Source organism: Paenibacillus sp. FSL L8-0494, from assembly GCF_038003695.1.
Lineage (GTDB): Bacteria > Bacillota > Bacilli > Paenibacillales > Paenibacillaceae > Paenibacillus_AQ > Paenibacillus_AQ odorifer.
In genome coordinates, this window is the sequence record NZ_JBBOPQ010000001.1 from 4,693,973 (window position 1) to 4,706,952 (window position 12,980).

The window sequence follows — 12,980 nt, forward strand, 5'->3', positions numbered from 1 at the left end:
TTATTTATTCGTTATTATCCAGACTTAACGCTTCAATAAACCTTCGAAGGCTTCTTGCGCTTTACGCCGGATAGCTTCCTCATCCAGGGTTAAGCATTGTCCATGCTTGATGACCTGTTTACCATTCACCCACACATGCTCAACATCCTTAGCGCTAGCAGAGTAAACTGCATGAGACAACAGATCTGTGTGTGGCAGCAAATGCGGCTGATCTATATCAATTGCAATGAAATCAGCTTTCATCCCAACAGCAAGTCTACCTACATTATTTAAAAAGATGGACTGGGCGCCATATTCTGTAGCCATACGTAGAGCTTCTGGAGCTGGAACAGCCGTTGGATCACCGCTGACACCCTTATGAATGAGAGCTGCAAGCCGCATCTCTTCAAACATATCCAAGTTATTGTTGCTTGCCGCGCCATCCGTGCCAAGAGACACCTTCACACCAGCTTTTAGAAGATCAGTAACCCGAGCCACTCCGCTAGCCAGCTTCAAATTACTGCCCGGATTATGAGAGACACCCACATTATGGCGAGCCAAGATCTCAATCTCTTCATCATTTAAATGAACACCATGTGCAACTATCGAGGGACGTGTGAACATTCCAAGCTTCTCTAAGTGAGCTACAGGACGCAACCCGTAATCCGCCACATTTTGTTCCACTTCACGTTTCGTTTCGGACATATGCGTATGCATCGGTAAATCCAGATCATGCGCTGCCTGCACGAACTTAACCAGGAAGTCCGGAGGGCAAGTATAAGGGGCGTGCGGCGAGATCATAGTAGTAATTCTACCGTCCGCCTTTCCATGCCAGTTACGGGCAAAAGAAATCGCTTCCGCAAGCTTGTGATTCTGTACATCCTCTGGACATAACCCGATCACACCACGCATCAATACGGAACGGATACCTGATAACTCAGCTACCTCAGCTACTCGGTCCATATGATCATACATATCGAGGAAGGTCGTAGTTCCACCCTTCAGCATTTCCAATACAGATAAGGAGGTTCCCCAGTATACATCATCACCGGTGAACTTTTCCTCCATCGGCCACATTTTCTCCTGAAGCCACACTTGTAGCGCTAAATCATCTCCATATCCACGCAGCAAAGACATCGCCGCATGACCATGTGTGTTTACAAGTCCAGGCATGAACAGCAGACGACTGCCATCAACCACTTGCACTCCAGCTTCCATCTGAGGCTCTTCTTTTCCTATGTAAGTGATTAAATCATCTTCAATAGTCATATATCCACTCAGAACCGGCTCATCCGTTCCCGGAGTCAGAAAATACCCGCCCTTAATTATCGTTTTATTGCTGTTCATGTTCGCTTTCTTCCTTTCCATCCCGCAAGTAATAAGCAAGACTTTGCAGATCAGTTGTAAAATCAGCTGCATGCACCCGGATATTCGGTGGTGTCTTCAGAATCACAGGGGCAAAGTTCAAAATCGCTTCAATCCCAGAAGAAATGAGAATATCTGCTACATTTTGAGCTTCTGAATCAGGTACGGTAATAATGGCAATGCGAATACCTTGCTCACGAATCGTGCTGCCTAGTTCATCCATTGGTTGCACAGTAAGGGAGTTGATCTTACGTCCAACCTTAGGAGCGTACGAATCAAATATAGCGGTGATTTTCATTGTATCTTTAAGATATGCATTGTAATTAGACAAGGCATGTCCGAGATTACCTGCCCCTACTAAAGCTACATTAAGCTGTTGATCCAGCTTCAGAATATGACGGATTTTCTCAATAAGATACGTTACATCATAGCCGATACCTTTTCTGCCGAAGTCACCAAAATACGCTAAATCCTTACGAATCTGTGCGGGATTAAGATCCAGCTTTTGTCCAAGTTCCTGAGAGGAAACTGTTAATATTTCGCGATTCTGGAGATCATTCAAAAAACGCAAATACACAGGTAGTCTGCGAACAACGGCTTCTGATATTTTATCCGATTTCATATTTTTCCTCCTAAAAATAGTAATGTTCTTGTGAAAATCCATATTCAAACGTATACCTCTCCTTATTAAGGGCGGTACTGTAACTTACCGCCCTTAAGGATAAGGAGGAGCTAAACTGAAGACGAGCATTTTAAGAAGCGCCGCCATCCTCTAGCCATTCCGCTATGCGGGGGACCATTTGATCAGTCAGCATATGCTCCATTTTGGGACCAGGCAATGAATAAAGGAAATACTTCCCGTAATGAGATTCAATAACCCTTGTATCATAAACAATAACTATTCCGCGATCCTGCGCCGTGCGAACCAGTCTTCCGAATCCCTGCTTAAAGCGAATAACCGCTTGAGGAACAGACAATTTCATGAACGGATTCTTCTTCTGAGCCTGCAATAACTCCGACTTCGCTTCCGCCAACGGGTGATTCGGCGGTTGAAACGGAAGTCTCACGATGGCCAGGCAAGTCAGTGCTTCACCTGGAATATCTACACCTTCCCAGAAGCTGCTCGTCCCCAGCAGAACGGATGCTGCACTGTCCTGAAAGCGGCGGATCAGCTTGCTCCGGCTGCCACCTTCCACGCCTTGACCAAGCACCGTAATCTCTTGTGAGGCCAAAGCCTCTTTAAGCGGATCATATACCTGACGCAGCATTTTATAAGAAGTAAACAGAACCAGCATCCGCCCACGTGTTGTTTTGGCAGCTTCTGCTAACGACTGTACGAGTGTATCGACAAATCGAGCATCGCCCACACTGCCCTTCACACTAGGAAAATCACGCGGTATAACTAGCAGCGCCTGCTCGCGATACTTAAAGGGAGAAGGAAGGAGTGAAGTCATTAGACGTCCCTCTTCCGCAGCTTCGTTAAGTCCGAGATTATCAATCATAAACTGAAAAGATTTATCTACAGACAGCGTCGCCGAGGTAAGCACGATGCTTTTTTTCTTATCGAAGAACAACTCTTTAAGCTGGCTGCTAACATCCACAGGGACGGCATACATCTGCAGTGATTTGCTGCGGTAATTTCCATTTGCCTCCAGCCAATATACTACATTATCGTCATTCAGCCCCATAAAGAATCTTACTTGCTCACGTATGGAAGCCAAATCCTTAAATAAACCGCTAATATCAGTAACAAGACTGTCTGCTGAGGATTGGCTTTCCTGGTCACGCATCTCATTAAGCATTTTATCACCCTTACGGATGATGTCGCTTAACGTCAGATTCATAGTGTTCTCAAGCGCAACTAATTCATCCCAATCCTTCGGCTTACGGGCGGGAAGCAAACGCATAACCAGTTGTCCCGCTTCCCCTGCTGCTGCATCACTGCGTTCCGGCAAAAGGCTGAACAGCTTGTCGCTGAGTGCATCCCAGGTTTCTTTGACAGTAAGCAGATCCGGGTAGATCCGATCGATGACTCCGCTCCATTCTGAAGCCTCTTCACTGCCTGACGACTGTAAGATCTGGCGCAGAGCAGGAAGCTGTCCGTTTCGGCTATCTTTATACAGTCGCGATAACGTGTGTGCCACAGTGAAATGCTTCATATGCATGCCAAGATGTTTACCAGCCACATCTTCTAAATGATGTGCTTCATCAATTACAAGATGCTCGTAAGCTGGAAGCAGCTGGTGCCCAGCTTTAACATCTGCGAATAGCTTGGAGTGGTTCGTAATGACCACGTCAGCAATCCCAGCTTCATGCTTGGCCCTATGATAATAGCATTTGCGGAACCAAGGACAGGAACGTCCCAGACAGGAATCGGTATCGCTTGCCACCGTCTCCCAGAAATCACCGCCCCGGCCGCTTAAATTCAGCTCTTCATCATCCCCTGATTCACTTTGAGTGAGCCATACGATCATCTGAGCTGCAGTAAGCGCATCTTCCCTTGGGCTTATAAAGTCCTTTTTATTAATTTTATGCTCAAACTTACGCAGACACAAATAATGTCCTCTTCCCTTAAAAATAGCAGCTTTAAACGGAAAAGGAACTACCTGCGTTAACAAAGGGATATCCCGCTCGCGCAATTGGTCCTGCAGATTAATGGTATGAGTGCTGACCATGACTTTTTCATTGGTGCGAACGCTTTGATAAATGGCAGGCAACAAATAACCGAGCGATTTACCGGTTCCTGTGCCCGCTTCGATCAGTAGGTGTTTGTCTTCGGCAAGTGCCGTCATCACCTCATTGATCATAATATCCTGAGCTTCCCGGCTTTCATACTGCGGTAATGTGTCTTTAAGTCGTTTGGTTACTTCGTCCATATAATCAGTAAAAGATAAATTCGCTAGCGGATTCTCTACATGCTCATCTCTAGGTGGCGCTAACTCCGTCCAGTCTCCTACTGCAAGCGCTAATTGACGATAGAAAGTCAGATCACCTTCGGGCTGTAGCGTCTCCGCTTCCCGCTCTCGCAGCAGACCATCAAAGTACCAGCCCAGATCACTATCCTCTTCGGTAAACAGCTCACAGAGTCTCTGGATCGTAAGCAGCGGCAGCTCGTAGAGCTCCTCCAGACATTTCAACAGCACTAAAGCAGTCGCAAGTGCATCACTATCTGCCTGATGCGGACGATCATGTGTCACTCCAAAATGAGCACTGACAGAGCCTAGCTGATAAGATGTGAGCGAAGGAAAGCAAATTTTCAGAAAATCAATCGTATCCAAAATCCGCCCTTGAAATGGCAAATAACCACAACGATCTAAAGCATTTTGTAAAAAATGGAAGTCGAAAGCGACATTATGCCCTACAAGCACAACATCATCCAAGAGCGGAACAAGCTCCATCATCATCTCATCCAGCTCAGGCGCATCCTTCACATCATCATCGGTAATCCCCGTCAGACCTGTTATAAAAGGAGGAATCGGCGTTCCGGGCTTGACATAGGAACCATATACCCGGGAGATGGACCGGTCTTCTTCTATAATTGCAAGGCCAACCTGGATAATTTCACCCACGGATTGGGTTCCTGTTGTTTCAAAATCAAGCACGGCAAATTTCATTATAATTCTATTCCCTTTCAATTGAGACTCTTAATCAGCATAACAGAAGTTGCGAAAAAAGGCGATGCACACCACTGGTTCAGGGGATGCATCGCTTGAATAGAAATTTCCAAAACCGTTATTCTTTTACAAAAGGGAAACCAGCTGATTTCCAAAATGCAGCTTCCCTCCACGACGGCGGCATACCTCTAAGTTAACGTTTGGCTCCGGAAGCGCCGGGTCATGCTGCAAGGCAAGGTCAAACAATTCCTGCGCTTCATTAAAACGTTCCTGTGAGGCTCGTATGCAGCCTAAAGCATTATATACCATGGCTTTCAGCTTGGTTTCCCGTATCAAGCCCAGCATATGGTTCAGATGACTCCAAGCGGCTTCACCGTCACCTTCCTGCAGATAAGAGATGGCTAAATATAATCGAGCAGCCAAGCTATCCGGGTATTGCGCAATAACTTCTTTAAACTGATCAATACACTTTCCATACATCAGCAGCTTATAATATCCCTGACCTCTTACAAAGGAATCCATACACAGCTCTGGTGCTTCCTGTTCCGGCACTTCCTCTTCGACCACTGCTGTAAAATCCGCACTTTCGCGAAAGTGACTTAGCTTCTCAGCAAAAGCGAGCCATTCATCCATCACTTTATCGCTCAGTCTATGCAGCATATTATAATTGCATAAAAGCTCGTTCCGGCGGGCACCCTCCGCTGTAGGGTAATCTGTTACGATCTCCTGAAGCACCTTGTTCATTTCAGCAAACAAATGTTGAAACATGGGCTATCCCCCCTTACTGAAGATGAAATCAGTTCAGCTTGCCTGACTTCATTTTCTGCGAGATCGGGGTCTTTCATCCCTGCCATTCATTACATGGCGTAAGTCCATACATTAAGCGATTGTAGCATGCAATTCATGATCAGCCAGCTTCACTGGTTTGTTATTCTCATCCACGAATACCACCGTTGGCTTATGTGACTCCAGTTCTTCCGAGGACAACATCGCATACGAAATGATAATTACTGTATCGCCCGGCTGAACAAGACGAGCTGCGGCACCATTGAGACAGATCACTCCGCTTCCACGCGGTCCAGGAATTACATAGGTCTCCAGTCGCGAACCATTGTTGTTATCCACAATTTGAACTTTTTCATTCTCAAGAATGTCCGCGGCTTCCATCAAGCTCTCATCAATGGTAATACTGCCCACATAGTTCAAATTCGCTTCCGTTACTGTTGCGCGGTGAATTTTGGATTTCATCATATGTCTAAACAAGTGCAGCAACCTCCTTTGGAATAAATACATTATTATCAATCAAGCGTGTTCTGCCAAACTTCACGGCAAGCGCTATAATAATTTCCCCATCCACTTCTGATAAAAGAGCTTCATCCTCTAATCCTTCAAGATCAGGGAATGTTAGGATCTCCGCATAATCAATCACCGCTAGAGGTGAGCTGGAAATAACCGATGTCAACAATTCCCGCACTTCAGCAACGGTTGTTACTTTTCCTTCTTCAATAGACTGACGTGCTTCACGTAAGGAACGAGATAACACCAATGCCTGACTACGCTCCTCTGGAGACAAGAATACGTTACGTGAGCTTAGTGCGAGTCCATCCCCTTCACGAACGATCGGACAAGGAATAATTTCGACATTCATATTAAGATCGGACACCATTCGGCGAAGCACAGCAACTTGTTGAGCATCCTTCAGCCCAAAGAAAGCATAATCCGGCTGTACAATATTGAAGAATTTATTAACCACTGTGGTTACACCATCAAAATGCCCAGGGCGGGAAGCCCCACATAGCCGGGTAGTGAGCTCCGATACCGAGACAGTAGTCCGAGTAGGCTGCGGATACATTTCTTCCACACTGGGGATAAATACAATATCTACTCCCTCTCGTTCAGCGAGTTCCAAATCACGACGCTCGTCACGCGGATAGGAATCATAATCCTCGTTTGGCCCGAATTGCAAAGGATTCACAAAAATGCTCATTACCACTGTGTGGCTCATTTCTCCAGCCCGGCGAAGCAGACTGGCATGTCCGTCATGCAAGTATCCCATCGTAGGAACGAACCCAATCGGGGCGTGCCCGCCTTGTCTCATATACTCCAAAGCTTCGCGCAGCTGCTCAATGCTTCTGACGACTCTCATTTATTTCCCTTCCTTTCTGGCAGCGCCATATAAAGATTCCAAGACTGTTTCATCTGCATTAAAAACGTGGCCTTCATCTGGGAAGGAACGTTCCTTCACTTCCTTCACATACTGGCTGATGCCCTCACGGATCACATTACCCACATCCGCATAGGTTTTGACAAAACGTTTCTCACGATAAGGTGAGGCATAACGCAGCAAATCATGGAAAACCAATACCTGTCCATCACAGTAACGGCCTGCACCAATCCCAATGGTTGGGATGCTAAGCGCTTCAGAAATTGCCTGGGCTACTTCTTCCGTTACCAGCTCCAAAACGATTGCAAAAGCACCTGCTGCCTCAAGCGCCTTAGCTTCATCCATCAGGCGTTGGGCATCCTTGGCGTCTTTGCCTTGAATCCGGTAGCCACCAATCATATTCACGGATTGAGGAGTAAGCCCGATGTGTCCCAGCACAGGGACTCCCGCAGCCACAACCGTAGCTACAGTCTCACAAATCTCAAGTCCACCTTCCATTTTGACGGCATGAGCCCGCCCTTCCTGCATCAATCTGCGCACACCCCGCAGGGTTTCATCTATACTCCCGTGATACGTCATAAATGGCATATCAGCCACGATAAATGTACTTTGTGCTCCTCGAGTTACCGAGCGGGTATGGTACACCATATCTTCAATCGTTACCGGTAAAGTTGTATTGTATCCAAGGACTACATTCCCAAGAGAGTCACCAACCAAAATAAGGTCGATACCTGCTTCTTCTGCAAGAACTGCAGATGGATAATCATAAGCGGTCAGCATGCTCAGTGGCACACCTTCTGCTTTCATTTTTTTCATTTTTACAATATTTAGCGCTTGTTTGTTTGCCATTTCTCTTTTCGTCCTCCTTTTTTAAGTAACCTGCCCGTAAAAATCGCAACAAAAAAACCTTTTAGCAATCATTTGCTAAAAAGGTCCGAAGGGCAAAAAAGAGTCACTTGCGATCGTCCCTTCTGTCTCGGTCCTTACGGCTCAGAGCAGAATCCAACGTAACCGTCAAACGCAGTTATGAAGGTACTTTCAGTAATAAAAAATATAAAAAAGTTCTACAATTCAAGAGTACAGTTCGATAAACGATACCGCCTCCGACCCATAGTATATCAAAAAAAGCGCGGAATTACACGAAAAAAAATATGACAAGGGATGATACCCCTGTCATATAAATAAATCTTATAAGAGTTCAATTTCACCTGAGCATACGTTAGAGATCTCTCCTGAGCTGTTTTTAAGCAGTAGACCACCTATTTCATCCAAACCCACTACCACACCTTCAGAACGCCCCTGAGGGCTGTTCAGTGCGATCTGGCGCCCCAAAGTCACAGACATGGACTCCCAAAGCTCCTTTATAGGTTTAAAACCTTGCTTCATGTACAGATTGTAGTGCATATCCAGTTCGTCCAAAACCGCCCTTACCAGCTCAGAACGGTCAACTGGAGCACCCCCCCGCTCAATCCGAAGTGAAGTGGCGACCTCCTGCAGATGATCGGGATAATCTTCCTCTGTCATGTTCGCGGAAATGCCAATTCCAGCAATGCAATAATGAAGCTCCCCTTCTCTTAGAGAAGATTCGAGTAAAATCCCACAAATCTTACGACCGCCTGCGAGCAGATCATTCGGCCATTTGATGCCGGCATCTACACCGGTCACCCGTCGAATTGCCTTGCAGACGGCAACTCCAGCCAGCAATGTCAGCTGCGGAGTCTCCGACAAGGGTAATTGGGGCCGTAACACAATACTCATCCAAATGCCCTTGCCACGGGGAGAGAACCACTTTCTTCCCATTCGGCCTCGGGCACCCGTCTGTTCTTCTGCGATGACGGTTGTTCCTTCCGGCGCGCCGTTTTCCGCTAAAAACTTAGCTTCTTCTTGTGTGGACACCACAGATTCCAGCAACTGAACGTTGCCTATCCAATTCGAAGCGGAGGTCTCTCGCTTCAGCTCAGTTAGCGACAGCGCTTTATCATCGCTCATGTCCATCCATCCTTTTTGCTTCAAGCAGCAATAATTGTTTATCATTAGGTAAATCACCTGAAGCGACCACTTGCAGGAGTCCATTTAACATTTTGCCGAGCCATGGCCCCGGACGTTTGTCCAAAGACTCCAGCAGCTCATTGCCTGTAATCTCAAGCTCCGAAAGGCTGGTTAGCGGCATTTGCGCGATCCATTCTCTTGCCGCTTGTACATTTACAGCGGCAGGTGAGGTTGAGGCCTCTGACGATTCCACGACGGAAAAGACAGAAGAGGCCGCAGTGGGAAGAGTAGGTGCGGCGGCTGGCAGGATCGCCAGCAGCGAGAGCCACCCTTCGGCGGCTTCCACGCCGAAGGCCAGCACGGCGGCGATCCATTGCCGCCGCAGACCTTCCATGCCGCCCATATCCGGCGGCATGCCCTCTAGCGCAGCGGTCCAAGCTTCGCGGACCCGCAGCACCTGGACGACGCCGCTCCGCGTCGTCCCCGAGAACGTCCATGCCCGCAGCAGCACATCGGCCTCTTGGGCCGACTGCTTCAGGGCATGGAGGAGAAGCGCCCACCGCAGGCGGGCGCTCTCCAGTTCCCCGATCCCGGCCGTTAAGGTGGCAGCAGCCGCCATATCGGTTCCGGTCCAGGGGAACAGGGCTTTGCCGCGCGCCAGCAGCTCGCAGCGCGCTAGCATGCCTAGGCCGCGCAGAGGATGCGGCCCCTCGACGATGCGGTCCAGCTCCGCGCGGACACGCTCCACAGCAATATGCGCCAGCTTATCCCGCTGGCGCATCAGGCCCCTCCACGTGTTCTTCGCGATGGAGAAATCCAGCACCGATGCAAAACGAATGCAGCGAAGCATGCGAAGCGCATCTTCGTCAAACCGCTCCTCCGCATCGCCTACACAGCGAATCACCTGCAGCTGTAGATCCTTCTCACCTGCGAATGGATCAATAAGTTCCCCATTTAATCCACAGCAAATCGCGTTGATCGTGAAATCACGACGACGAAGATCCTCCTTCACATCGTTCACGAAAAAAACATGTTCAGGACGACGATGGTCTACATAACCACTTTCTGTCCGGTATGTCGTCACTTCAAACCCGCAACCATCCTGTATCACGGTGACCGTACCATGAGCTAATCCTGTTGGCACACTGCGCGCAAAGATAGCTATCACTTCCTCAGGCAGTGCTGAGGTTGTAATATCCATATCATGCACTGGCCTACCTAATAGCTCATCGCGAATACATCCTCCAACCCAATAAGCCTCGTGGCCATTTTGGGTTAACTCGGAAATTACAATCTCCGCTGCAATTGCCATCGCAGAAGGTGCCATTGTCCATTCCATATGTGACTCCTTACCCCCGAACTGGGTCCAGTCCAAGTACCTTGCGCCCCAGCACCCGGTAATAAATATCTTCATATTGTTTCGTTATCGAATCCTTACAGAAATCTTTGCAGGCTGTTTGTAAACAAGCTTCTCTGAACTGTTGCACCATACGTTCATCCGACAGGAGCTTAACTGCATATTTAGCCATAGCCGTTGTATCGCCAATCGGTGCAAGGAATCCAGTCTTTCCATGCTCTATAAGCTCAGGAATGCCTCCGGTTTGCGAGCCAATCGTCGGTACGCCGCAAGCCATTGCTTCCAGAGCAACCAGACCAAAGCTTTCCTTCTCGGAAGGAAGCAGAAGCAGATCAGCTAAAGAGATCACCTGAGCAATTTCATCCTGCCTTCCCAGAAACCGAACTTTATCTTCCAGACCCATTTCACTAATTTTGGCTTGGATTTTGGGAAGATCCGGACCTTCACCTACAAGCAGCAGGCGGGAAGGCAGTTCACGATTCACTTTGGCAAAAACGTCAACAACATCGCTGACTCTTTTTACAGGACGGAAGTTACTGATATGCATCAGAATCTTCTCATCAGGCGCTGCGAAATCTCCCCGCAGATCCGTTACATCACGCGGATAATAGACCCGATGATCCACGAAGTTATAAGTGAGATCAATGTCGCGGGTAATATCGAGTACGTCCCGTGTTTCTCTAATAAGATCCTGAGAGACCGCCGTAACGGCATCACTTTCATTAATCCCCAGACGAATCAAATCTTTAAGCGATTCATCCTGACCAAGCACCGTTATATCCGTGCCATGCAAAGTCGTTACAACCTTCATATCGTTCCCAAGCATTTGCTTTGCAAGGAAAGCACACACTGCGTGTGGCACTGCATAGTGAACATGGAGAAGATCCAGATTTTGCATTTTGGCAACCTGAGCCATCTTCGTAGCAAGCGCTAGATCGTACGGGGGATAGCGGAATACATAATAATCGTTTACTTCTACCTCATGGTAAAAAATATTTTTCTGAAACGTTCCCAACCGGAACGGGATACTATGTGTAATAAAATGAACTTCATGACCCTTCTCGGCCAAGAGTTTACCTAATTCAGTCGCAACTACGCCTGAACCGCCAAGAGACGGATAACAGGTAATTCCTATTTTCAGCATACGATCCATCTTCCTGTCTCCTTCTTCTCCAGTATTGATTCGTGTAATGAATCATCTATTGTTTGTCGGCCGCTTTCAAAAAAGCGAAGCGAACACCGTTTCTTTCAAAATCACAGGACTTCATTTCTCTAAGCTGTTCAAAAAAAGCTCTCAGGAGCGCAATGGCGTATTAATTCCAAGCACTCCTGGATCAATCATAATCAGCTTATTATATTATCATACAAACTTCGTTATATCCGTTCCTTAAGTAAACAATTCCACCGTATGAGGTACCTTGGTTGCAAACCCTTCTGCATAAGGAATCAGCCTGCGCTGGCCAAGCAGCATATCTCTCGAACGGACTCGTTCAATGTAGCCTTCCGTTAACGGTGTGGATACAGCATCCTCACCCGGAGGTTTGGTGAACTGGGAGCGATAGCAGGACAACGCCTGCTCCTTCAAGCCATATTGCTCAGTAACATCAACAATAAGATCGGTACGTCCTAAATCATTGATAAAATAGAAGTACAGCTGTGGAGCAGGAATTGCCGGCTTGTCCGGCATATATTTACGTAGCTTGGCATTAAAAACAGCCTCTTCCACCAGCTTGCTACAGGCGATATGATCGGGATGACGATCCTCCCAATAAGGAGCAAAAACTATCGTAGGAGAAAAGCGGCGAATTTCAGCAGTCACAGCCGCCACATGCTCTGCTGTAATAAAAAGCCCTCTATCTGGCAGACCCAGGTTTGTCCGCACGGATGCTCCGAGAAGGTCTGCAGCTTGCTGCGCTTCTTGCTTGCGAAGTTCTACTGTACCGTTCGATGACATTTCCGCGGCTGTTAAATCGCAAAGTCCCACCTTAAGTCCCGCAGCGGTATGTTTTGCAATTGTTCCTGCCATACCGATCTCCGCATCATCTGCATGCGCACCAAATACAAGAATGTCCAGCTTCATTCATCAACACCTGGTTTGTATTTATGAACCAGTGCACGCCAAGCAAAATCACCACGATCAATCGCCTTCACAAGAACCTCCGCTGTGGCAATATTCGTAGCTACCGGTATCCCGTATACGTCACATAGACGAAGTAGAGCTGAAATATCAGGTTCATGTGGCTGCGCCATTAATGGATCACGCATGAAAATAATAAGATCCAGTTCATCCTGTGCTACCATTGCACCGATTTGCTGATCTCCACCTAATGGACCAGACATGTAACGATGAATTTTTAAGTTAGTTACATCCATAATCCGTTGGCCAGTAGTCCCTGTAGAAAAAAGTTCATGACCTTCAAATACATGTTCATAAGCTAATACAAAATTTACGATTTCATCTTTTTTACGATCGTGGGCAATAAATGCGATCTTTAACATGGTGTTCTCTCCT

General features: G+C 47.3%; 12 protein-coding genes. All 12 read right to left on the bottom strand.

Annotation, left to right across the window (positions count from 1 at the left end):
• Positions 1–24 precede the first annotated feature (24 nt).
• Positions 25–1,326: an amidohydrolase gene (locus NYE35_RS21305; protein ID WP_076101458.1), complete on the bottom strand. Its 1,302-nt coding sequence runs from the start codon at positions 1,324–1,326 to the stop codon at positions 25–27.
• Positions 1,313–1,966 carry a redox-sensing transcriptional repressor Rex gene (locus NYE35_RS21310; protein ID WP_036676294.1) on the bottom strand — a complete coding sequence of 218 codons (654 nt, stop codon included), beginning with the start codon at positions 1,964–1,966 and terminating at the stop codon, positions 1,313–1,315. The genes NYE35_RS21305 and NYE35_RS21310 overlap by 14 nt, the downstream gene beginning before the upstream one ends.
• A gap of 130 nt (positions 1,967–2,096) precedes the next feature.
• On the bottom strand, positions 2,097–4,958 hold the full coding sequence (dinG, locus tag NYE35_RS21315) for an ATP-dependent DNA helicase DinG (RefSeq protein WP_076104447.1): 2,862 nt from the start codon (positions 4,956–4,958) through the stop codon (positions 2,097–2,099).
• Positions 4,959–5,084: 126 nt separating this feature from the next.
• Positions 5,085–5,726, bottom strand: coding sequence for a tetratricopeptide repeat protein (locus NYE35_RS21320; protein ID WP_038572413.1), 642 nt, complete (start codon positions 5,724–5,726; stop codon positions 5,085–5,087).
• A 111-nt stretch (positions 5,727–5,837) separates the two neighbouring features.
• A complete protein-coding gene (panD, locus tag NYE35_RS21325; protein ID WP_036676288.1) occupies positions 5,838–6,221 on the bottom strand; it encodes an aspartate 1-decarboxylase in 384 nt (127 codons plus the stop codon).
• The gene (gene panC / locus NYE35_RS21330) at positions 6,214–7,104 is read right to left on the bottom strand and encodes a pantoate--beta-alanine ligase (RefSeq protein WP_341122017.1); all 891 of its coding nucleotides are present in this window, start codon (positions 7,102–7,104) and stop codon (positions 6,214–6,216) included. Before panC ends, panD begins: the two co-directional genes overlap by 8 nt.
• On the bottom strand, positions 7,105–7,971 hold the full coding sequence (gene panB / locus NYE35_RS21335) for a 3-methyl-2-oxobutanoate hydroxymethyltransferase (protein WP_036676283.1): 867 nt from the start codon (positions 7,969–7,971) through the stop codon (positions 7,105–7,107).
• A 339-nt stretch (positions 7,972–8,310) separates the two neighbouring features.
• Positions 8,311–9,111, bottom strand: coding sequence for a biotin--[acetyl-CoA-carboxylase] ligase (locus NYE35_RS21340; protein ID WP_051490911.1), 801 nt, complete (start codon positions 9,109–9,111; stop codon positions 8,311–8,313).
• Positions 9,101–10,486, bottom strand: a complete 1,386-nt coding sequence (locus NYE35_RS21345; RefSeq protein ID WP_341122018.1) for a CCA tRNA nucleotidyltransferase — start codon at positions 10,484–10,486, stop codon at positions 9,101–9,103. The genes NYE35_RS21340 and NYE35_RS21345 overlap by 11 nt, the downstream gene beginning before the upstream one ends.
• Positions 10,461–11,621 (bottom strand): N-acetyl-alpha-D-glucosaminyl L-malate synthase BshA, encoded by a 1,161-nt coding sequence (gene bshA, locus NYE35_RS21350; protein WP_036676278.1) that lies wholly within the window; start codon positions 11,619–11,621, stop codon positions 10,461–10,463. The genes NYE35_RS21345 and bshA overlap by 26 nt, the downstream gene beginning before the upstream one ends.
• A 234-nt stretch (positions 11,622–11,855) precedes the next feature.
• Positions 11,856–12,548, bottom strand: coding sequence for a bacillithiol biosynthesis deacetylase BshB1 (gene bshB1, locus NYE35_RS21355; RefSeq protein WP_038572419.1), 693 nt, complete (start codon positions 12,546–12,548; stop codon positions 11,856–11,858).
• Positions 12,545–12,967 carry a methylglyoxal synthase gene (mgsA, locus tag NYE35_RS21360; RefSeq protein WP_036676275.1) on the bottom strand — a complete coding sequence of 141 codons (423 nt, stop codon included), beginning with the start codon at positions 12,965–12,967 and terminating at the stop codon, positions 12,545–12,547. The genes bshB1 and mgsA overlap by 4 nt, the downstream gene beginning before the upstream one ends.
• Between the last annotated feature and the right edge of the window lie 13 nt (positions 12,968–12,980).

Bases quoted from the DNA above. Each gene is read 5' to 3' on its own strand.
- NYE35_RS21305 (WP_076101458.1), bottom strand. From the start codon at position 1,326: ATGAACAGCAATAAAACGATAATTAAGGGCGGGTATTTTCTGACTCCG.
- NYE35_RS21310 (WP_036676294.1), bottom strand. From the start codon at position 1,966: ATGAAATCGGATAAAATATCAGAAGCCGTTGTTCGCAGACTACCTGTG.
- dinG (WP_076104447.1), bottom strand. From the start codon at position 4,958: ATGAAATTTGCCGTGCTTGATTTTGAAACAACAGGAACCCAATCCGTG.
- NYE35_RS21320 (WP_038572413.1), bottom strand. From the start codon at position 5,726: ATGTTTCAACATTTGTTTGCTGAAATGAACAAGGTGCTTCAGGAGATC.
- panC (WP_341122017.1), bottom strand. From the start codon at position 7,104: ATGAGAGTCGTCAGAAGCATTGAGCAGCTGCGCGAAGCTTTGGAGTAT.
- panB (WP_036676283.1), bottom strand. From the start codon at position 7,971: ATGGCAAACAAACAAGCGCTAAATATTGTAAAAATGAAAAAAATGAAA.
- NYE35_RS21340 (WP_051490911.1), bottom strand. From the start codon at position 9,111: ATGAGCGATGATAAAGCGCTGTCGCTAACTGAGCTGAAGCGAGAGACC.
- bshA (WP_036676278.1), bottom strand. From the start codon at position 11,621: ATGGATCGTATGCTGAAAATAGGAATTACCTGTTATCCGTCTCTTGGC.
- bshB1 (WP_038572419.1), bottom strand. From the start codon at position 12,548: ATGAAGCTGGACATTCTTGTATTTGGTGCGCATGCAGATGATGCGGAG.
- mgsA (WP_036676275.1), bottom strand. From the start codon at position 12,967: ATGTTAAAGATCGCATTTATTGCCCACGATCGTAAAAAAGATGAAATC.